At 54.4% G+C, this 21061-nt stretch carries 22 protein-coding genes; 11 read left to right on the forward strand and 11 right to left on the reverse strand.

All coding sequences use genetic code 11. The features are described from left to right. Window positions 1-74: 74 nt before the first annotated feature. Both QWY83_RS01055 and QWY83_RS01060 read right to left on the reverse strand, forming a co-directional pair. On the reverse strand, window positions 75-536 hold the full coding sequence (locus tag QWY83_RS01055) for a DUF3576 domain-containing protein (protein ID WP_435404487.1): 462 nt from the start codon (window positions 534-536) through the stop codon (window positions 75-77). A 160-nt stretch (window positions 537-696) separates the two neighbouring features. Next, window positions 697-1818, reverse strand: a complete 1122-nt coding sequence (locus tag QWY83_RS01060; protein ID WP_249946726.1) for a porin — start codon at window positions 1816-1818, stop codon at window positions 697-699. 27 nt (window positions 1819-1845) lie between these two features. Here QWY83_RS01060 and QWY83_RS01065 point away from each other — a divergent pair, with 27 nt between their 5' ends. Beyond that, window positions 1846-2808, forward strand: coding sequence for a tyrosine-type recombinase/integrase (locus tag QWY83_RS01065; protein ID WP_067547420.1), 963 nt, complete (start codon window positions 1846-1848; stop codon window positions 2806-2808). Between the two features lie 118 nt (window positions 2809-2926). Here the strand turns inward: QWY83_RS01065 and QWY83_RS01070 are convergent, their stop codons facing one another. From QWY83_RS01070 to QWY83_RS01080, 3 genes are all read right to left on the reverse strand, one after another. After that, complete coding sequence (locus QWY83_RS01070) at window positions 2927-3244, reverse strand: hypothetical protein (RefSeq protein WP_249946727.1); 318 nt, start codon at window positions 3242-3244, stop codon at window positions 2927-2929. A 98-nt stretch (window positions 3245-3342) separates the two neighbouring features. Then, entirely contained in the window at window positions 3343-3702 is a 360-nt protein-coding gene (locus tag QWY83_RS01075; RefSeq protein WP_105236051.1) for a hypothetical protein, read from the reverse strand. Between the two features lie 427 nt (window positions 3703-4129). Continuing rightward, entirely contained in the window at window positions 4130-4495 is a 366-nt protein-coding gene (locus QWY83_RS01080) for a DUF6626 family protein (RefSeq protein WP_290245194.1), read from the reverse strand. A gap of 891 nt (window positions 4496-5386) precedes the next feature. Here QWY83_RS01080 and QWY83_RS01085 point away from each other — a divergent pair. Continuing rightward, entirely contained in the window at window positions 5387-5965 is a 579-nt protein-coding gene (locus QWY83_RS01085) for a tyrosine-type recombinase/integrase (RefSeq protein ID WP_249946729.1), read from the forward strand. Here the strand turns inward: QWY83_RS01085 and QWY83_RS01090 are convergent. Both QWY83_RS01090 and QWY83_RS01095 read right to left on the reverse strand, forming a co-directional pair. Continuing rightward, a complete protein-coding gene (locus QWY83_RS01090; protein WP_249946730.1) occupies window positions 5962-6105 on the reverse strand; it encodes a hypothetical protein in 144 nt (47 codons plus the stop codon). The genes QWY83_RS01085 and QWY83_RS01090 overlap by 4 nt on opposite strands. A 103-nt stretch (window positions 6106-6208) precedes the next feature. Beyond that, window positions 6209-7375: a porin gene (locus tag QWY83_RS01095; protein WP_249946731.1), complete on the reverse strand. Its 1167-nt coding sequence runs from the start codon at window positions 7373-7375 to the stop codon at window positions 6209-6211. 236 nt (window positions 7376-7611) lie between these two features. On the opposite strand from QWY83_RS01095, the gene QWY83_RS01100 reads away from it, so the two are divergent. Continuing rightward, window positions 7612-8265 (forward strand): YggS family pyridoxal phosphate-dependent enzyme, encoded by a 654-nt coding sequence (locus QWY83_RS01100; RefSeq protein ID WP_249946732.1) that lies wholly within the window; start codon window positions 7612-7614, stop codon window positions 8263-8265. A gap of 3 nt (window positions 8266-8268) precedes the next feature. Here the strand turns inward: QWY83_RS01100 and QWY83_RS01105 are convergent, their stop codons facing one another. Beyond that, window positions 8269-8763: a L,D-transpeptidase family protein gene (locus tag QWY83_RS01105; protein ID WP_249946733.1), complete on the reverse strand. Its 495-nt coding sequence runs from the start codon at window positions 8761-8763 to the stop codon at window positions 8269-8271. Further along, entirely contained in the window at window positions 8760-9833 is a 1074-nt protein-coding gene (gene ribA, locus QWY83_RS01110) for a GTP cyclohydrolase II (RefSeq protein ID WP_249946734.1), read from the reverse strand. Before ribA ends, QWY83_RS01105 begins: the two co-directional genes overlap by 4 nt. Window positions 9834-9997: 164 nt before the next feature. Between ribA and QWY83_RS01115 the strand changes: the two genes are divergently transcribed. The 7 genes from QWY83_RS01115 (at window position 9998) to yaaA (ending at window position 16507) form a co-directional block, all read left to right on the forward strand. Further along, a complete protein-coding gene (locus tag QWY83_RS01115) occupies window positions 9998-10684 on the forward strand; it encodes a response regulator transcription factor (RefSeq protein ID WP_067547397.1) in 687 nt (228 codons plus the stop codon). Window positions 10685-10866: 182 nt separating this feature from the next. Then, the gene (gene xth, locus QWY83_RS01120; RefSeq protein WP_249946735.1) at window positions 10867-11655 is read left to right on the forward strand and encodes an exodeoxyribonuclease III; all 789 of its coding nucleotides are present in this window, start codon (window positions 10867-10869) and stop codon (window positions 11653-11655) included. A gap of 81 nt (window positions 11656-11736) precedes the next feature. After that, entirely contained in the window at window positions 11737-12636 is a 900-nt protein-coding gene (locus QWY83_RS01125) for a thioredoxin family protein (RefSeq protein WP_249946736.1), read from the forward strand. 27 nt (window positions 12637-12663) lie between these two features. Beyond that, the gene (locus tag QWY83_RS01130) at window positions 12664-13290 is read left to right on the forward strand and encodes an LON peptidase substrate-binding domain-containing protein (RefSeq protein WP_249946737.1); all 627 of its coding nucleotides are present in this window, start codon (window positions 12664-12666) and stop codon (window positions 13288-13290) included. Further along, complete coding sequence (locus QWY83_RS01135) at window positions 13287-13466, forward strand: Trm112 family protein (RefSeq protein ID WP_249946738.1); 180 nt, start codon at window positions 13287-13289, stop codon at window positions 13464-13466. Before QWY83_RS01130 ends, QWY83_RS01135 begins: the two co-directional genes overlap by 4 nt. A 135-nt stretch (window positions 13467-13601) precedes the next feature. After that, window positions 13602-15638, forward strand: coding sequence for a DNA helicase RecQ (gene recQ / locus QWY83_RS01140; protein ID WP_249946739.1), 2037 nt, complete (start codon window positions 13602-13604; stop codon window positions 15636-15638). A gap of 95 nt (window positions 15639-15733) precedes the next feature. Further along, on the forward strand, window positions 15734-16507 hold the full coding sequence (gene yaaA, locus QWY83_RS01145; protein WP_249946740.1) for a peroxide stress protein YaaA: 774 nt from the start codon (window positions 15734-15736) through the stop codon (window positions 16505-16507). Here the strand turns inward: yaaA and QWY83_RS01150 are convergent, their stop codons facing one another. Next, on the reverse strand, window positions 16508-17683 hold the full coding sequence (locus QWY83_RS01150; protein ID WP_249946741.1) for an acetyl-CoA C-acyltransferase family protein: 1176 nt from the start codon (window positions 17681-17683) through the stop codon (window positions 16508-16510). Between the two features lie 173 nt (window positions 17684-17856). Between QWY83_RS01150 and selD the strand changes: the two genes are divergently transcribed. Further along, complete coding sequence (gene selD, locus QWY83_RS01155; RefSeq protein ID WP_249946742.1) at window positions 17857-20013, forward strand: selenide, water dikinase SelD; 2157 nt, start codon at window positions 17857-17859, stop codon at window positions 20011-20013. Here selD and mnmH read toward each other — a convergent pair. Continuing rightward, window positions 20000-21019: a tRNA 2-selenouridine(34) synthase MnmH gene (mnmH, locus tag QWY83_RS01160; RefSeq protein ID WP_353958933.1), complete on the reverse strand. Its 1020-nt coding sequence runs from the start codon at window positions 21017-21019 to the stop codon at window positions 20000-20002. The genes selD and mnmH overlap by 14 nt on opposite strands. Window positions 21020-21061: the final 42 nt, after the last annotated feature.

Here is a 21061-nt window from a genome sequence, read left to right on the forward strand (position 1 = left end):
GATCGGTCCTTTGGGACATGGAAACGCCGGGCAACAGGGCCCGGCGCGGTATTAAAAGGTTTTCGCGGCAGTTTCTATAGGCCGCGGTCTTGAATACGGATCTGACGCGCACGGGCGAGGATTGCGTCCTCAACAGCGCGCTGTGTTTCAAGGCTGACCGCGCCATTGCGCGATTGCAGCGCGACATTGAGCGAACGAGCATCAAGCGCAGGATCAGAGATATGCACAGTCGCACGGTATGCGCGGCCACCACCCGGCGGGGTGCCGTAGCCAAAGACGATCACGCCAGTGAAAGGGTCGACACTCTCGACGGGGAGGAACGACAGAACATCGATCGAAGCGGCCCAGAGGTAGCGGTTGACCGCCACAGACTCCGCCCCAGCGGTCCGCGTTGCCTGACGTACAGCGCCAGCATCGTTTGATTTGCCACCGAATAAGCCGCTGAACGGCGAACTAAAGCCGCCCGAACAAGCAGACAGGCCCAAGGCCATTGCGGTCACCAGCATCACGCGGGTCGTTTTTTGGAAAGCGGTCACTGTATTGCCCTCATGTCCATGACCCCGCTTTGGGGCCGACGTCGCAAAATGTGTAACGTGGGGCAGAGCCTGTCACAAGGCTTAAGGGGTAAACCTGTGGTCACAAAAGAAAAGAGCGGCCCCGAAGGACCGCTCTCTCATTCAAACTGACTAGGTCAGATTAGAATGCGAAGGACAGTTCGAGAGTGGTGCCGTCGTTGAGTTCGTAGCCACCGAAGGTGTCGACGTCGGTCGAACCTACGCCACCAGCTTTACCGTCAACGAACGAAGCCAGAACCGATGCGCCGCCACCGAGGTCGTATTCAGCAACGAGGTAGTTTGCGAAGTCGTCATCAGCAACGTCGTCGCCATCGATCAGGCCTGCAGTTACAACCAGACCGTTGCCGAGGTCATATTGACCCTGCAGACGGTACTCTTCTTCAAGTACAGTAGCGTTCCATACGTTCTCGTAGAAGCCCTGTACGGAGAGTGCGCCAGCAGAGTAGTCAACTGTAACGCCATAGCCGTCGTCGCCGAGCGATTCTGCAACGTAGAATGCGGTGACTTTAACGTCGCCCATAGCGTAGCCAACTTTTGCGCCGATCGAATCTTCGTCGCCAGTTTTAGCGTATGCAACGGTGAGGTCTGCACCACCGAGAGTGGTTGCCGCGCTCAGACCAAGGATTTCGTCAGCTGTGCCGATAGCTTCCTGGTAAGCAACAACTACAGTTGCAGCGCCGAGATCAGCGGTGACGCCGATATCTGCACCTTGAAGGTCGTTACCAGCAGTTACGAGGTACGAAACAGAAGCCTCAACCGAACCAAACGAAACGTTGCCTTTGAGTACGGTTTCGTCGGCGCCGATTTCACGGAAGCCGTCACGCAGCATCGAACCAGCGGATTTCCATGCGGAAACAGCTGCGAATTCAGTGTCACCGAATACGAGGCCAGCGGTTGCCGAGGTCAGGGACAGAACGAAGTCGTCACCAACAGTAACTGGATCGCCACCAACGTTGTCGTTGTCAGTGATGTTGAAGTGGAACGAAGCTGCAGCGGTCAGGCCGTTGTCCAGCTCTTGGGAAGCGGATACGTTGAGGTCTGCGTTCCAGTACATGCCGTTGTTAGCAACGGTGTTGCCATCGATGTAACCGATTGCGGCGTCGCCGCCGAACGAAACTTCAGCAGCAGCTGCGCCAGCGAAAGCGGTCAGTGCGACGGAAGCGAGAAGGATAGCGGAATGGTAGTCGGAGTATTTTTCACTACCTAAATCAAGAACTTGGTCGTCCTTGTGTGCAGCTGACATTAGCGTTGTAGCAAGGAGATATTCGATATGCGACCGATTTCGAAGTTATTCGGCAAGGACAAGAAGAGCGTCGCTGTGAGCGAAGCTGCAGAGCCAGCTGTAACGCTCGCAGACTTCTTTGATGCAAAGTACTATGCGTTTGCAAAGGCTACCAAGCGTCGTAGTCAGCTGGACTACTATGTGTTCAACAAGCACATCCGCTCATCACTGGGTCAAAAGCCGTTGAGGGAGATTACCAGTGAGGACTTGGATAGCTGGGTGCTGCATCAGATTGATGCGGGCTACAAACCCGCAACAGTAAACAAGCACTCATCGATGCTGAACCGTATCCTAAACATCGCCGTACATTGGGGATACTTGGACAAGAACGTGTTCAAGGGCGCAGCGATTAGAAAGTTGCCCGTTGGAGACTACGTGCAGCGGTTCCTAACTGAAGCTGAGATACGACGCTTGCTCAGTGCCTGTAAGCGCAGCAGTCATCCGTATCTGCATCTATTCGTAAAGCTGCTGTTGTTGACGGGTGCGCGGAAGAGCGAACTTAGACTTGCTCGGTGGACTGATATTGATGAGCGCAAGAAGGAACTGTTTGTTGCGGTCAGTAAAAGTGGGCGCAGCAGAACAGTTATGTTGAGTGACAAGGCGCTGTCAGTGCTGCAGCAAGTCAAAGCGCGATCAGAAGTTTTGGGTGTGCCGACAACACGTGACAGTTGGATCTTTGCCAATCCCCGTACTCGAGCCCCATATACAAGCCTGCATAATGCCTTTGTAGAAGCAAGAGAAAGTGCTGCTTTGCCGTCAGTGCGTATGCATGATCTTCGACATACATATGCAAGCCTACTGATCAACAATGGCGCCAGTATCTACGAAGTGCAGCGACTGTTGGGGCATTATCATATTTCGATGACGGAACGGTATGCTCAGCTGTTCCCTAATACCTTGCAGGATCGCGTAGATATTATTGCAGGCGCTATCGACTTGGATCGTATTTGATCCCTGCATCACTATGCCAGTCAGCCCCAACAGCAAGCAGATATTGAACAGCTATAAATCGCAACAAATACGCCAAAATCGCACAGATGATCCTGTGTTCTGTTGCTGAGTAAACGCCTCAGTCCAGCCCCTTGCGTAAGAACATGAGTAGCTCTGCATTGGGATTGGATGATGCAGATACAGACTGTGTCGTCTCATAGTCAGCGGGATCATATTCTTCAGTCCAGCGATCAATGCGACGTATGCTCTCATAAGGCTGTGCCATTAGAGCTTCATGATCAACGTCATAGGTGCCAGCGATTATGCCATCACGCCAGCCAGTCAACGCCATGCGTTCATGCTCTGTCAGCTCACCCAAACGCTCAGCGATTTGCTCACCTAACTTCTCAAGCCGTCTATCCAGCTTGCCACGTGTACTGGCTCTTGCAGTTGCCATGCGTGCCGCAACGGATCTGTAGGTGCTCAACAACTGGACCGCTTGGTCATACAGCGGCCCAGTGTCAACTTGCTCATACATTCGTACAACACGCCGTATTACTTTTTTCTGCGGCGCTCTTCTTCTTCAGCCCAAGTCTCATCGGTGCTGTCTTTGATGATAGCGTGGAAGTTCTGCAGTGCACCACGCACACCTTCGAGACTATTGTCGGCATAGGTAATAAAGCCCTCTACCACTTTGCCGCCGTAGCGAGCACTTAGACGGCGCTTGCCATCAACGCTTTGTGGCGCCCACCAGTACTGCGTTGTGTCGCCATTTAGCTCACTTACATCCTTGTAAGTATCAATCGTGGATAACATACGTTCTACTTGCACCAGTAGCTTCGAGCGTGGCCCAGCACTTGGGCTTTGCATTGGTGTTACATTATGTTTCTTCATCAGTTCTGCGAGTGTCGGCATTGTATCCTCCATTTAGTGCCATAATGATACTTATAGCCGCACTGAAGTTGGGCAAGTTTATTTCTCTGTAGCGATTTCTGGTTCAGTAAATGGGCGAGGAGTAGGCTTTGGCGGATTGGGGCTTTGTGGCGAAGGAGCGGCTGGCTTAGGCACGGGCATAGTGGGCGGCTTGGGAGCGCGAGGACGAGGCTGTGCTTTGGGTTTGTCAGTGTCGCGCAGCTTCGTCAGCACATCTCCCATCGCATCATGCATAAGAGCCAATGCAGACAGCTTGGTGCTATAAGCCTCTTCGTTTGCTATGCGTCGCACCACGTTCAACGCACGTTGTATATCTGAAAGCGCACTCACAGCTTGCGCCTTGCTGGGGCTGCTAAATCACCACCCCAAATCGCTAAGTACTCCACCAGCAGATTTTGCAGCACTGCTCTCATTGATGCAGTACCCCATTTCGGCTGCGCCACTTGCGCTCTGCTTGGGTTTCAATCGCTTCGATGCACTGGGTGTGCAGTTTACCAAACACCCCAGCCCAATGCACATGATGACTTTGTGTGCTCTGAGACAAATGTCCTTCATGCCACTTGAGCTTGCTGGCACAGACACTGAGTGCATCGGCACTGGGCGCTGTACCCGTAAATCGTAATGTACGCATATAACACGCACTCTTGCCCAGCCATTGCTCGCAGAACTCGCGTTCACTGCTTACAGCATTACAGCTCTTCAACTGATCACGTATCTGTTCCAGTAATCCAACAGTCATCCATACCACCTCCTTGTTGATGTATTTATCACTCAACAGTTTGTGGCAGTTGTGACTGCTCAGCTGTTTCAACACATCCGCTGTAGCGTCTGTGTATCACCTTCACACACCGCGCTTCGTATGCACTTCGCTTGCTGTGCTTGGTGATCATTTAGACATCTATTGATGATCTATTATCTAAATCCCTTTCGCCGAGCAGTTAGATCAACGCCCCTTTGGGCATCAATCTAAACACGCACGCCTTTTGCGTCGCTATGTCAGGCTGTATCGCTGAACCATTACAGGAAGAGCAGGTTTTGCTATCATCTCTATTACCAGCGCATCATACGCACACATGAGACCCATACAGCTGAGCTATCTCATGTGATAACGGGTCTCTCATCGAGGCTGTCATCCGTTTCACTTGCTGACTGTGCTGCACATACATGAGCACACATCATTCACCACACTATTACGACAATCAAAGCTGCTGGCTGGCTGAACATTTATGCCTTTGCAACTTTAAGCATCCCACCGACAAGGATGGGGTAGTTGATTGAAGCGTACAACGAGCAGTACGTTTACTCACCGTCTCACATCAGAACGGATTTGCGGCACTATTACAGTCGGCGTGCTAACCTTTATCTCGTTTGTAGTTGTGCCTGTAGTGCTGCCTGCCAAATCTATATCAGTGCCTACCCTTATTTGTGCGCCTATGTGTTGCCTTACATAGTTATTTATCAACTTCGCCAACCAACCGATTTTTTCTGGTTCAACACTGCTGTTCAGTTTTGCGGCATTTGTTGACACCCAACCTCTCATAAAATCGTGTTTTGCTGAGAGAACAGGCTAAGTGTTTGAAGTTATTGAGCCCTGCAGTGGAGCCATCTTCGGTCGTCCAACCAGGCTCTCAGAGCTTATGCTGTGTGTACTGCCAGAGATGAGAGAATGGAGCAGAAGATGGCGCAAGCACGTACACTGAGCGAAGACGAGATCAAGATGGTATTGAACTACTGTCGAGCACGGAGACACTGCGTACGTGATCGCACGATCTTACAGCTGAGCTTTCTTGCAGGGCTGCGTGTAATCGAGATTGCAGGGCTCAAGATAGCAGATGTGTACGAGGACACAGGCAAAGTACGCGACAGCTTCGTACTCGCAGCAGAGCAAACCAAGGGCGGATTTGAGCGCAGAGTGTTTGTAGGGCGCAAGCTCAACAAGGCGCTCGCTGACTATTACCCAGTCATTCGCAAGCGCAAACCAGAAACGCCGCTGTTTCAAACACAGATAGGCGGTGCTTTCTCAGCCAACACCATGTGTCAGCTGTTTCTAAACATCTACAGTGCAGCTGGGCTAAAAGGGGCAAGCAGTCACAGCGGGCGCAGGACATTCATCACCAAACTGGCAAACAGCGGAGTAAATGTGCGTGTGTTGGCTGCTTTGGCTGGGCATCGCAGCATCGTAACAACGCAGCGATACATCGACGTAAACGAAGTGCAGTTGGCACGAGCAGTGGAGCTGGTTTAGTTCAGCATCCCGCCCAAGCTACGCACATCAGTTGCCATGCCTTCAAGCACACTGCCAGTGCCATCTAGGAAGCCTTTGGCTGTGCCACAGCTGCTGAGCAGTAGCACTGCAGTCAAGAGTAGGGCGATCTTATGCATCATAGCCTCGTCGAAGTATTGGTTGGAGCAAAGTTAGAACCAGCTTTGCCAAAAGAAAAGAGCGACGCCGAAGCGCCGCTCTCTCATTCAAACTGACAGTGTCAGATTAGAATGCGAACTTCAGCTGAACAGTAGTGCCAGCTTTCAGCTCGTATCCACCGAGAGTAGTATCGATGTCCGAAGAGTTCAGAGCTGCATCATTGTTTGCATCAGCATACGATACGAGGAACGATGCGCCGCCGCCGAGGCTGTAGTCAGCTACGAAGTAGTTGTACTGGTCATCATCGGTGCCACGGCCAGCGACAGCGTCGCTACCGTCGATGATACCAGCGTTGAGTACGAGGCCGTTACCCATATCGTAGCCAACAGCAACCGACCATTCGTCAGCGTTCTTAACGCCGCCACGGTTGTCGGTGTAGTACGCTTTAGCCGAAAGCGGGCCAGACGCATAAGCTACCGATACCTGAGAGATGGTTTCAGTAGTGCCGCCGAGGTCAGCTGCATATGCGCCAAGAGTGTAATCACCCATAGCATAGCTCAGCGAGATGCCCGACCGGTCAACGTTGTTAACTTCACCAGCGTTCACAACTACGTCCACGCCAGCAAGCGAACCGCCAATGGATACGAGCGTTGCGTCAACAACTGCTGCGCTGTTAGTTGCGAGTGCACCTGCAGCTTCTTTAGAAACCGACAGGATTCCTACGTTGATACCGCCGAAAGAGCCAGCAGCTGCAACTTGAGTCGCACCATCCATACCAGAACCGCCGACTGCACCAGTACCACCAGTACCTACGATAGTTGAAGCTGCGATCGAGAAGTCACCGTAGGTGTACTTAGCCAACAGACCACCCTCAGCAGCTTGCGTACCAGTGTTGGTGGTGTCCATGTCGTAGTCTTCGGTGTGGTCGTTGATCGAACCATCCATGTCGCCAGTAAATGCGAAAGTGGAAGCTGCAGTAGCAACGTCACCAAAAGCGAGCGAGCCATCAGCGTTGGAGATGGTAAGAACCCAGTCAGAAGACGAAGTGCTTGCTTGAGACAGCGCTGTGTCAGCTGCGTCAACCAGATCGATATCCAAAGTTGCAGCTACGGTGAGGCCGTTGTCGAGGTCTTGCGACAGTTTTGCGGTCAGACCAGCTTCCCAGTAGAAGCCATTTTCGAGCACTTTGTTATCGTTGTAGCCGAGTTTAGCGTCGCCGCCGAACGAAACTTCAGCAGCAGCTGCGCCAGCGAAAGCGGTCAGTGCGACGGAAGCGAGAAGGATCTTTTTCATGGTTTACCCTCGTGTTTTTGCATTCACATGAATGCCAGTGAACCTAGCATTGGCAGGATATGTGCGCCCAAAGCCCCCACCACTCAAGTCATTTGCCCCGTTCATTCGGTGCCTTGATCAAAAATGATGCACGAAGGACACACCCGTCTATCACTGAAATGGCGGGTGACAGGGGGGCTTGATCGTCCTATGTCCTGCTGAGCCGCCTTAAAACAAAAGACGATCAGGAGCGCGTTATGGGTTTGTCGGACATCAAAGACCGCATTGCAAAAGCTGAGGCCGAAGGTGGTCGCGCAGAGGGAAGCGTCACTTTGATCGCTGTCTCAAAAGTACAGCCCAATACCAAAGTGGAGTCTGTTTTGCGCGAAGGGCAGCGAGTCTTTGGCGAAAATAAGGTTCAAGAGGCGCAGGGAAAGTGGCCAGCGTTCCGCGAACAGTTCGAAGGAATCGATTTGCACCTGATTGGGCCGCTACAAACCAATAAGACTCGGGCGGCGATGGAGTTGGTGAATGCGATTCACTCGGTTGATCGTCCGAAACTGGCACATGCGATTGCACGTATTGCCCAAGAGATCGGGTCCTGTCCTGATTTGTTCATCCAAGTGAATACGGGTGAAGAGCCGCAGAAAGCTGGAATTTTACCTGCAGATGTCGACTCTTTTGTTGCTGAATGTCGTGCGCTCGATCTGCCGATTATGGGTTTGATGTGTATTCCACCAGCTGACGAGGAAGCGTCGATGCACTTTGCGCTGTTGCGTAAGTTTGCGGAACGGAACGGCCTTGAGGGGCTTTCGATGGGGATGAGTTCTGATTTTGAAAAGGCGATTGCCTTTGGTGCGACCCATGTTCGCGTCGGTTCGGCGATCTTTGGTGAGCGCGACTACGGCTAAGGGCTATAGTATATATACTCGGCTTTGGTAGTTGATGCGGGGTGCGATCCAATGCAGGTCGCGCCGCGACAGAGCCACGCAGCCATCGGTCGGATAAACGGGGCGGCGCCATTGATGGATGAAAATGGCAGAGCCGCGTCCTTTGACGGCGTAGGGCCAGTTCCAATCTAGAATCAGAACGAGGTCGTAGAGCGGATCAGCGCGCCGTAGTTTTTCGTGGCTATGTGGGTAGGGTGCGCGAACCATGAGGTTGTAGTCCTCATGGTTGGGATCGTCGGACCAGAGATCAGTGTGGCCTATCGGCACGGCCCAGTCAGTCGGTTTTGCGATCCGATCCGGGCGATAGAGCATGCCGACAATGCGGTGTTGCCCACGTGGGGTCGCGCCATCACCTTCGCGTTTGTTGTCAGTGACACCGCCGCGCCCAATGTTACAGGCGAAATGGCGGTTCATGAAACGCAACCCAGTTGGGCCGACGACCAGATCGAGCGGTGTCACAGGAGGTGTCCTGATTTCGATGCCTTCGTCGCAAGGTAGTGGTGGTTATGGCGGTTCTCGCCGACCTTGAGGGCGACGCGTTCTGCGACTTCAATCCCGCTATCGTTCATGCGTGCAACTTTCGCAGGGTTGTTGGTTAGCAATCGAACCGAACTGAACCCCATGCGGCGCAAAATCTCTGCTCCGATGCGAAAATCACGTTCGTCGTCTTCGAACCCTAAGCGGTGATTTGCTTCGACGGTGTCAAAGCCCTGATCTTGAAGTGAATAGGCACGCATTTTGTTAGCGAGGCCAATGCCGCGCCCTTCTTGATTGAGATACAAGAGCACGCCCGCGCCTTCTTGACCCATCTGAGACAACGCGCCACGCAATTGCGGACCGCAATCGCATTTTAGGCTGCCGAGAACGTCGCCCGTAAAACAAGCGGAATGAAGGCGCGCCAAAACGGGCTTGTCCCGTGGAGGCTGGCCGATCTCTACGGCATAGTGTTCTTCGGCGCCGTCGTGAGGGCGGAAGATGTGCAAACGACCTGCTTCTGAAACATCGAGCGGCATACGGGCAGCGATAATTGGGTCGAGTGGCGACAAATCGGTGGCGAGTGCTGCAGAATCGGGAACGACAGTAAGGTTGTGGGCCTGCGCAAAGCTCGTTGGATTGGGGAGGTCCACCATGACCGCCGCTGGCAACAAGCGAGCGGCTTTGGTCAGGGCAATAGCAGCACGGGCGGGTTCTGCAGAACCTTCACGACGTGCGTGGAGCGGGCCTTTCATGGGGTGCCGTAGATCATCAGCTGGATCCGCGATGCCACGAACCCAGGTCAGCGCAGCATCAACAGGCAACGCGATACGTGTCAGATCGCCGTCGTAGGCCGCGACCTTGAGTGTCGAAGCGCGGTGAGATGTGACCGCAATACTGGCTGCACCCATTGCCCTTACCTCGGCCAAACGGGCGGCGTTTAATGTTTCTGCCGCTAGAACCAGAGCGCCACTTTCCAGCACAACAGGAACGCCCATCCGCAAGTCGGCACGGGCACGCGCTAGCCGTTCTGTAATATCGGGTGCAAATCCCATCGTCGAAACCTTTGCTTTGTCTGACTTAACTAGGGTGATTTGAAGGGAATTGAAACATTTCCCTTCTCTACGACACGACCGCGTGAATTTTTGTCGGAAACCTTGCCCTAAAGCGTACCAAGTCACAGATGTTCAATCAGACGTGAATGGAGGCCAAAAACGCTATGGCACAACTCAAACGCATTTTGCTTGTCGATGACGATGATGACCTGCGCGAAGCGCTGGGCGAACAATTGATTATGACCGAAGACTTTGACGTCTTTGAGGCTGGCAATGGCCACGACGCAATCGGCCGTGTCAAAGAAGGGATCTACGATCTCGTGATTCTGGACGTAGGTTTGCCTGACACCGATGGGCGCGAGCTTTGCAAGGTGATGCGCAAGCAAGGTGTCAAATGTCCGATCCTTATGTTGACTGGGCATGACACCGACAGCGACACCATTTTGGGTTTGGACGCTGGGGCGAACGACTACATCACTAAGCCGTTCAAATTCCCAGTGCTGCTGGCTCGTATCCGTGCGCAGCTTCGCACCCATGAACAGTCCGAAGACGCTATGTTCCAAATCGGGCCATATACGTTCAAGCCAGCGCAGAAACTGCTGCTGACCGAGGACGACAAAAAGGTCCGCCTTACGGAAAAAGAAACCAACATCCTCAAGTATCTTTATCGATCGACTGATGGCGTCGTGCCGCGCGATGTGCTGCTTCACGAGGTTTGGGGGTATAACGCGGGTGTCACGACCCACACGCTTGAGACGCACATCTATCGTCTGCGTCAAAAGATTGAGCCCGATCCCTCCAATGCTCGCCTTTTGGTCACAGAAAGCGGTGGATATCGGTTGGTCGCCTGATTTGAGTATAAAATACGACCAAAATGTCGTATAGGTTGAATCGTTCCCTTGATGGCAGGGTTACGCCATCATCCTCCCTGTTGGACTTGCCCCCGCATTTCGCGGGGGCTTTTTTCTGCGTGATACTGGTGGTCGTGGGCGCGTGATCGCGCTACACATCTGTCTGAAATATGGAGACGGATATGACTTTTTCGCTGGCCACTTGGAACATCAACTCTGTTCGCTTGCGCGAAGCTCTCGTGTCTCGGCTCATGACTGAAGATATGCCAGATGTGCTCTGCCTGCAGGAATGCAAAAGCCCTGTCGAGAAAATCCCGTTCGAAGCGTTTCAGGCACTTGGCTACAACTACATGATCGCACGTGGCCAGAAGGGCTATAACGGCGTGGCGATCTTGTCAAAGATGCCCATCGTCGAAACCGATGCCCAAGATTTTGCATCGCTCAATCATGCGCGTCACATTGCAGGTCGGCTTGAGAATGGCGTGACGATCCAGAACTTCTACATACCTGCGGGCGGCGACGAACCTGATCGTGAAAAGAACGAAAAGTTTGGTCAGAAACTCGATTATCTAACCGAGATGCGGGATTACTTTCACAAGACCAAACCAGAAAAGACTGTGATCGTTGGTGATTTCAACATTGCCCCGCGCGAAGATGACGTTTGGGATCACAAGAAGCTGTTGAAGATCGTCAGCCACACTCCGATCGAGGTTGAACACCTTGCTCAAGTGCAAGATTCAGCGAGTTGGGTCGATATCACACGGCAGGATATTCCAGAGGGGCTGCTTTATAGCTGGTGGTCCTATCGTGCGAAGGATTGGGACGAAGCCGACAAAGGTCGCCGTTTGGATCATATCTGGGCGACGCCCGATATTTCGAATGCGGCGCATTCCAGCCGGATCAGGCGTGATGTGCGCGGATGGGAACAGCCCAGTGACCACGCGCCAGTTTTTGCGACCTTCGACATTTAAAACATTTCAATAACGGGATGTAACTTGTCTTCCCGTTACAGGCTGCTCATATAAGGGCAAATAGAATTCTAGGAGGGCATGATGCTCGAACTTGGCGGACAAAAAACGACTGGCGATCTGGTCATTGATACAACCGACGCAACCTTTGTGCAGGATGTTATTGAAGCGTCCAAAGAGGTTCCGGTCATCGTAGACTTCTGGGCGCCTTGGTGCGGCCCTTGTAAGACGCTTGGACCCGCTCTTGAGGCCGCGGTGAACAAGGCTGGCGGCGCTGTGAAAATGGTCAAGGTCAACGTAGACGAAAACCAAGGTTACGCTGGCCAGTTGCGCGTTCAGTCCATCCCGACCGTTTATGCGTTTTTCCAAGGGCAACCTGTTGATGGGTTCCAAGGTGCAATCCCGCCAAGCCAGATCGAAGAGTTCGTTTCGAAACTAGCTTCTTTGGGCGGTGCAGAGGGCCTAGAGGCTGCGCTGGAAGAAGCTGAAAATATGCTCACCGAAGGCAACGCTGCCGACGCGGCTGAAGTGTTCGTTGCGATTATTGGTGAAGAAGCTGAAAACGCAGCGGCTTTTGGTGGTCTGGCGCGGTGCTATGTTGCGATGGGCGACCTTGATCAGGCTGAGGCCGTGTTGAACGGCGTTCCTGTGTCCATTTCGAAATCAGCCCCAATCGAGGCTGCCTTTGCACAAATTGCATTGGCCCGTCAGGCGGAAAAGGCAGGTCCTGTAGATGATCTGCGTGCTGCAGTTGCTGCAGACCCTGATAATATGCAGCTTCGCTTGGACCTCGCGCAGGCATTGCATGCGGCAGGACAAGTTGCCGAAGCAGTCGATGAACTCTTGGAAATGTTCCGTCGTGATCGGGAATGGAATGACGGCGCTGCCAAAGCCCAGATGTTCCAAATCTTTGATGCTCTCAAGCCCAATGACCCGATCGTTCTGAACGGTCGCCGCCGTTTGTCTTCGATGATATTTGCCTGACGGACGGAGCGTCCTACCTTGCGGGTTATGAGGACATCATCCGATCTGCCGCTTTCTATTCCGGTATTCCCGCTTCCGGGAGCTTTGTTGCTGCCACGCGCAAAGCTCCCGTTGCACATTTTTGAACCTCGATATCTTGCGATGATCGAGGATGTGATGAAGACGCCTGAGCGGTTGTTGGGAATGATCCAGCCAAATGGCGGGCGTGGGTTGCATCGCATCGGTTGCGCTGGGCGTCTAACCGCGTTCTCCGAAACCGAAGATGGTCGCTATATGATCACCCTCACGGGCATTTCGCGGTTTCGTTTGGCAGACGAGGTTGATGGGTTTACGCCGTACCGTAAGTTCAATGTCTCTTGGGATGGTTTTGGTAGGGATCTCGGTCCCGTAGAACACGACCCAGACATGGACCGAGACGTGTTGTTGTCGTTGCTGGAGCGCTTTTTCGATGACAAAGGTTTGTCGACCGATTGGGACGGAATTCGAGACGCCGAAGACGAACTCTTGATCAACTCGCTTTCGATGTTATGCCCCTTTGAGCCCGAGGATCGACAAGCGTTGTTAGAAGCGCCAGAGTTGGCACAACGGCGGGAAACGTTGATCACCTTGATCAGCTACGCTTTGCATGGCGGTGGTGAAGAGAGGCTACAATGAGCGAAATGACTTTTGATCCGAAGATGATCGAAGCCTTGGTCTGTCCTCAAACGCAAACCCGTTTGGACTATGATGCGGCGCGTCAGGAACTGATTTCGGTCGCTGTGAAGTTGGCCTATCCGATCCGAAACGGCATTCCTGTGATGCTGGTTGATGAAGCTCGCGTGATCGACTGAGGCGTAAGGGGCCCTGCCCCTCTTGGCCTTTGGCCAATTCACCCCGGGATATTTCAAGCACAAAGGCAGGGTGGGGTTGCTCTGACTGGGGGCTTGTGATTCTTTAGGCAAAACGAGCAGCCAGAAATTGATCTTATGACCGCAGCCACGCTTTTGCGCGACGTATTCGGATTCGACGGGTTCCGTCTGGGTCAAGAAGAGATCGTTGAGGCGGTGTCTCTGGGGCAAAACACGCTTGCCATTATGCCGACAGGCGGCGGTAAGTCGTTGTGTTTCCAACTTCCAGCCTTGGTGCGCGAGGGTGTGACCGTCGTTATTTCGCCACTCATTGCCTTGATGCGTGATCAGGTGCGAGGGCTACGTGAAGCTGGGGTTGAGGCTGGCGCGCTGACCTCTGGCAATACTCAAGAAGAAACCGATGCCGTTTGGCAGGCGCTGGAAGAGGGGCGTCTCAAGCTCTTGTATATGGCGCCAGAGCGGTTGGCCGCGGGCGGCGTACCGCAAATGTTGCGTCGCATCGGAGTGAGCATGATTGCGGTCGATGAAGCGCATTGCGTTAGCCAGTGGGGCCACGATTTTCGCCCAGATTATTTGCGGATTGGCGAGTTGCGGCGGGCGTTGGGCGTGCCACTTGCGGCCTTTACCGCGACGGCTGATGCAGAAACTCAAGCGGAAATAGTTGAAAAGCTGTTTGATGGCGTTCCCCCCGTTACGTTCCTGCGCGGATTTGACCGTCCGAATATCCACCTCGCCTTTGCCGTGAAGGATCAGCCGCGCCAGCAGATATTGTCGTTCGCGGCCGCGCGAAAAGGGCAGTCTGGGATTGTCTATTGCGGCACGCGAGCCAAAACGGAAACCATCGCTCAAGCGTTGCGAGAGGCGGGACATGCGGCTTGTCATTATCACGGCGGGATGGAGGCGGAAGACCGTCGCGTTGTTGAGGGACGTTTTCAGCAAGAGGACGGACTGATCGTGGTTGCGACCGTTGCCTTTGGTATGGGTATCGACAAGCCAGACATCCGTTGGGTTGCCCATGCAGACCTGCCGAAATCGATTGAGTCTTACTACCAAGAGATTGGTCGCGCAGGTCGTGACGGAGCACCCGCTGAGACACTCACGCTCTTTGGACCCGATGACATTCGTTACCGTCGTCAGCAAATTGATGAGGGTCTTGCGCCGCCGGAACGTCGTATGGCTGATCACGCGCGTCTCAATGCGCTTTTGGGGCTGTGCGAGGCGCTAGAATGCCGTCGCAAAACCCTGCTCGGCTATTTTGGCGAAGAGGCGACGGCCTGCGGTCATTGCGATCTTTGCGACAAGCCTGCCGATGTGTTCGATGGAACAACGCCTGTGCGGATGGCGCTGTCTGCGGCTTTGCGGACAGGGGAAAGCTATGGGTCCGGGCATCTGATCGAGATCTTGTTGGGCTCTGATCTGGATAAGATCAAACAGCGTGGACACGATCAGTTGCCGACCTACGGCGTTGGCAAAGAGTATAGTCGCCGTGAATGGCAGGCGATTTTTCGACAGATGATGGGACATGATTTGTTGCGCCCTGATCCTGAACGGCATGGTGGTTTGCGCATGACCGAAAAAGCGCGACCCATTCTACGTGGTGAGGATACGATCCAGCTGCGGCGCGATACGATTAAGGCCGCGAAGACTGGCAATAAGATCAAAATGCTGGTGAGCGAGGACGATGCGCCATTGTTGTCAGCGCTTAAGGCGAAGCGCCGTGCATTGGCGGAGGCGGCGGGTGTGCCCGCGTATATCATCTACAACGATAGCACTCTGATCGAGATGGCGCAGAAGCGCCCGATGAGCTTAGACGAGATGGCAAAGATCAGCGGTGTAGGCGCGAAGAAACTGCAGAGCTACGGTGATGCGTTTCTTTCGGTGATTGCAGGTGAGGTGGCACAACTTCACCCCGCGCGTCGCAAGATGGCGGGGCGCAGTGAAGGTTCGGTTTATGATCGACTGCTCGAAGTGCAGGCCGACCTCAGTCGAGGCGAAGATGGCACTGGTAAACCGATGACATGTTCGGCATCGTTGTTGGCGAAAGTCGCGCAAATGCGTCCTCGGGACATGGCGACGATGGAGCGTGTGCTCGGCGCGAAATATGCCGAACGGTTCGGGGATGCATTCTTGGGCGTTTTGTCAGAAGCTTCCTAACAATCATGTGTATTTGAGCAGGGGATTAACTGCGTTTGGCCCCTTTAGTTTTGAGGGGTGAGTGCTAGGTTCCCCTCTGCAAGAAGGAGCCATAAATGCTGATCGTCGTTTCCCCCGCAAAATCTTTGGATATGTCACCTGTTTCGGCCGAAATGACTGACCTGATGTTCCCTGATGATGCGATGCGATTGGCCAAGGCTGCGCGGAACCTGACCCTGTCAGACCTGAAAGGTCTGATGTCGATTTCGGATAATCTAGCGAAATTGAACCGCGATCGGTTCAAGGCTTATAGCGCCGATCCAGAGCCCGAGAATGTAAAGCCAGCGGTTTTTGCGTTCGATGGGGACACCTACAAAGGGTTGGAAGCAAAGACCCTTGATCCAGATGCGTTGCGCTGGGCGCAGGATCACTTGCGGATACTCTCGGGGATGTATGGGTTGCTGCGTCCGTTGGATGGCATGCAGCCTTATCGGTTAGAGATGGGGAGCAAGCTCAAGACCCGTCGCGGCGAGGATTTGTATGACTACTGGGGCACACAAATTTCCAAGCGCCTAAACGCAGAGGCGGAGGCCATTGGGACGGATATCTTGGTCAATTGTGCCTCACAGGAATATTTCCATGCGGCGGACAATAAGGCCCTGAAACTTCGTGTGGTGACGCCACAGTTCTATGAGGTCAAAGGCGGCAAGCCAAAGATCGTTAGCTTTTTCGCGAAACGGGCGCGGGGTGCAATGGCGCGGTATATCATCGAAAACCGCATCACAGAGGTGGAGGATCTTAAGGGGTTCCACACGGGTGGATATGCCTTTGATCCAGAGATGTCGCAGGACAACACCTTGGTGTTCTCCCGCGACTATCCTGAGGAATGATCAGAGGCGCTCAATCGCCAGCGCGATGCCTTGGCCACCACCGATACACATGGTGATGAGGCCATAGCGGCCGCCGATGCGGTCGAGTTCATACATGGTCTTGACGGTCAGAATGGCACCCGTCGCGCCGACAGGGTGGCCAAGAGCAATTGCGCCGCCATTCGGGTTCACCTTGGCCGCATCAAATCCAAGCTCACGAGCCACCGCGATGGCTTGGGCCGCGAAGGCTTCGTTCGATTCAATCACGTCAAAGTCCGCGATTGAAAGGCCAGTGCGTTCGCACAAGGATCGAACGGCTGGGATCGGGCCAATACCCATGACCTCTGGTGCGACGCCAGAATGCGCATAGCCGGCGATGTGGAATTTCGGTGTGAGGCCTGCTTTTTCTGCCGCATCAGCACGGGCAAGGATGACAGCCGCAGCACCGTCGTTGATGCCACTTGCGTTGCCAGCGGTGACAGAGCCGTCTTTTTGGAACACGGGGCGTAGGCCAGCGAGGGCTTCTACGGTGGTCGGTTTGCCGTGTTCATCGCGGGTAAAGGCGACCATCTCTCGTTTTACCTTCACCTCAACGGGCACGATTTGGCTGTCGAAATACCCTGCCTCCATCGCGGCCAATGCGCGGCGTTGGCTTTCTGCTGCAAAAGCGTCTTGGTCCTCGCGGCTGATGTTATAATCCCGCGCAACGTTTTCAGCGGTGACGCCCATGTGACCTGTGCCGAATGGGCAGGTCAGTGCGCCGACCATCATGTCGAGGCCGCGAATGTCTCCCATTTTTGCACCCCACCGTGCATCGGGGAGGATGTAGGGCGAGCGGCTCATGCAGTCCGCGCCACCAGCCAATGCGAAATCCGCATCGCCGAGCATCAACGACTGCGTGGCCGATACAATCGCCTGAACGCCCGACCCACACAGGCGGTTCACGTTCATGGCGGGAGTTGTCTCAGGAACGCCAGCCTGCATCGCAGCAACGCGTGACAGATACATATCACGCGGTTCGGTGTTGATGATGTGGCCAAAGACCGTCGTGCCGATCTGATCTCCAGTGACGCCCGAACGCTCCAAAGCTGCTTTGGCCGCGATTGCGCCAAGGTCGATTGGAGCCGTGCCTGCGAGGCTACCGCCGAATGTGCCAATTGCGGTCCGTGCGCCGCCCAAAATTACGATGTCAGTCATTGTGGTCCTCCCGTTGGGCGAAGGTTACTCATGGTAATGTGGGAAAACAGTGAAACGTTCCGTCATTTCGGGAAATCAATGATGGTGGTGCGGTGGGATGTCCGGTTGCCAGTTGAGAGGCCAAATGTCAGTCTCGGTGGATCGGTAATCGAACTGCGAACGAGTCACCCATCATGCACGATCAAATCCCTCTGACCCGCGACCTCGTTTTGATCGGCGGTGGGCATACGCACGCTCTCGTTTTGCGGATGTGGGGCATGAACCCATTGCCTGGCGTTCGATTGACAGTGATTAACCCTGCGCCCACGGCTCCATACTCTGGAATGCTGCCAGGGTTTGTGGCGGGACACTATTCCAAAGATGAACTCGATATTGATCTGATTAAACTGGCGCGATTTGCGGGTGCTCGGGTCATCGTGGACAAAGCCACTGGGATTGATTTGCGTAGACGGACCATCAGCCTCAAGGGGCGTGGACCGATACCATATGACATCGCGTCTATTGATATCGGGATCACATCCGAGATGCCTGATCTGCCGGGATTTGCTGAACATGGTATTCCTGCAAAACCTCTCGATACATTTGCGGCGCGTTGGGATGCCTATCGCAAAGAGGCCAAGAAGCCTCGTGTTGCGGTTTTGGGTGGCGGCGTTGCGGGTGCTGAACTTTCTATGGCGATGGCACATGCGCTGCGAGGCAAATCGGCCGAGGTTCGTTTGATTGATCGCGGCACAGCGCTGTCCGAATTTAGCGATACGGCTCGGTCTCAATTGCTGAAATCGCTAAAAGAGGCGCGTGTCGAGCTGATCGAGAACACGGATGTCGTTGAGGTGACGGCGGATTCTGTGGTCCTAAAGGATGGCACGCGTATTCCGTCTACTTTTACCAATGGTGCGACAGGCGCACGCCCGCATGGTTGGATCGCTGAGACGGGATTGAACCTTTACCAAGGTTTTATCAGCGTCGGACCAACCTTGCAGTCGAGCGATAGTCACGTTTTCGCGGCGGGCGATTGTGCCTATCTCACCCATGCGCCACGTCCAAAGGCGGGTGTTTTTGCTGTTCGTGAAGCGCCGGTTCTGTTCCATAACCTTCGGGCCGCTCTGTCGGGGGGAACCTTCAAAGGATACCAACCGCAGAAAGATTACCTCAAGCTCGTCTCACTCGGTCAGAAATCCGCACTAGCAGAAAAGCTTGGAACGGCTGTTCGGGGGCCGCTGTTGTGGTTGTGGAAAAACCGCATCGATACGACGTTCATGGAGAAATTCCATAACTTGCCCGCAATGGCGCAGCCAAAGTTGCCTGCACTGGTCGCTGACGGTGTCCGCGCGGTCTTGGGCGATGTCCCGATGTGTGCAGGATGCGGGTCCAAGGTAGGACGAAGTGCATTGCGTGCAGCCCTTGCCGACTTGCCCAGCAGTGACCGCGATGACGTTCGCTATGTGAAAGGTGATGATGCAGCAGTGATTGAGGTCGGCGGTGAGACCCTCGTTATGACCACCGATCATCTCAGAGCCTTTACCCATGATCCCGATCTCATGACGCGCATCGCTGCGACCCATGCGCTGGGCGATATTTGGGCGATGGGGGCGGAACCTCAGGCTGCTACGTTGTCTGTGATCTTGCCGCGCATGTCGTCAGAGCTTCAGCAACGCACAATGGTAGAGATTACCTCGGCTGCGGCGGATGTTATGGGGCGGGTAGGCGCGGTCATCGCGGGGGGACATACCTCAGTCGGATCAGAATTCACCATCGGCTTTACCATCACGGGCCGCACTACAGGTGACGTGCGCACGATTGAGGGTGCAAAAGAGGGCGACGTTCTCATCTTAACAAAGCCACTGGGTACAGGTGTTCTCTTGGCCGCCGAAATGCGGGGGCTCGCAAAGGGGCGCGATGTATTGGCGGTCTATCAGCGTATGGCTGAACCACAGGCTGTCGCGAGCCGTATCCTAGCGTCCGAAGCACGAGCGATGACGGATGTCACAGGCTTTGGTCTGGCAGGGCATTTGTCTGGTATTTGCGAAGCATCAGGCGTTGGCGCAGAAATCACCTTGGCGAACCTGCCAGTGTTGCGTGGCGCCGAAGAGCTGATCGCCGCAGGTGTGAAATCCACGCTTTGGGACGAAAATCGCGAGGGGGCTGGCGGCGTCTTTGGGGCGCAAGGGCCGCGGTTCGATCTATTGTTCGATCCGCAAACCTCGGGCGGTTTGCTGGCTGCTGTGCGTGCCGATCTTGCTGACGAAATGGTGCGGAAATTGAAGCTCTGTGGTTATGGCGCTGCGGCTATTGGCCGGATCACCGACACACCAGCAATCAAAGTGATTTGACGATATCGGCCACGCGCTCTGCCAAGTTGGCCTGTCCGATGTCGTCTAGGGTGTCGCTGTGAAGCGAGCTAAGAACGGTCGGTGCATGCACTGATCGGGATTTCGCGTAGGACGGATCGTAGTGATCGACGATCAAAGCGCGTGCGAGAGCGGTAAAGTCACCGCCCCGTAGCAGGGTTTCCCAGTGATCGACGGTCGCATGGCTGCGATGTTGTCGAAGCGGCTGCAATAGAGCGGTCAAGCGGTCGGTGTCTGCGATGACATCGGCGTAGGCGCCCTGTAAATACCGCGCCCGTTCTTCAACTGGGGCTTCGATATCAATACGAGGTGCATCGCACATCGCGGCCCATACGGTCGGCGGCACATTCAAGCGTCCGATTTTGCTGCTTTCGGCTTCGACGACGACTGGGTGGTTTGGGTCCAGTGTCGATAGTTTGCAAGCCAATCGGGACTCAAAGGTTTTCTGATCAGGTTGGCCACCCGCAACACCGCCCAACATAGAGCCGCGATGCTGCGCCATCCCCTCGAGGTCGAGTGTCTGGATGCCGTGCGCAGATAAACGGTTAAGAATATCGGTCTTTGCTGTCCCTGTATTCCCATCTAACAGCACAAAGCGGTGCGGGACTTGGGTCTCATACATGTCGTTGTATACGAAGCGACGGTAGGTCTTGTACCCACCCGCGATGGTATCCGCCCGCCATCCGATCTGTTTGAGGATGATGGCTACGGACCCTGAACGTTGTCCGCCGCGCCAGCAGTAGACCAACGGCTTCCATCCGCCATCCTTGTCAGAAAGTGCGGTTTCAAGGTGGTGCGCAACATTGCGGGCAACGATTGCCGCGCCGATTTTGCGGGCTTTGAATGGGCTTTCTTGTTTGTAGATCGTCCCGACGGTTGCTCGTTCTTCGTTCGACATGGCTGGCAGACTGATCGCGCCCGCGATGTGGTCCTCGGCGTATTCGGCAGGGGAACGCACGTCGATCACGGTGTCAAAACCGTGTGCCATTAGGTCAGTAAGGGACGAAAATTCAACGGGCATTTAAGGTCT

Origin of the sequence: Marivivens donghaensis, from assembly GCF_030410045.1 — a bacterium.
GTDB lineage: Bacteria > Pseudomonadota > Alphaproteobacteria > Rhodobacterales > Rhodobacteraceae > Marivivens > Marivivens donghaensis.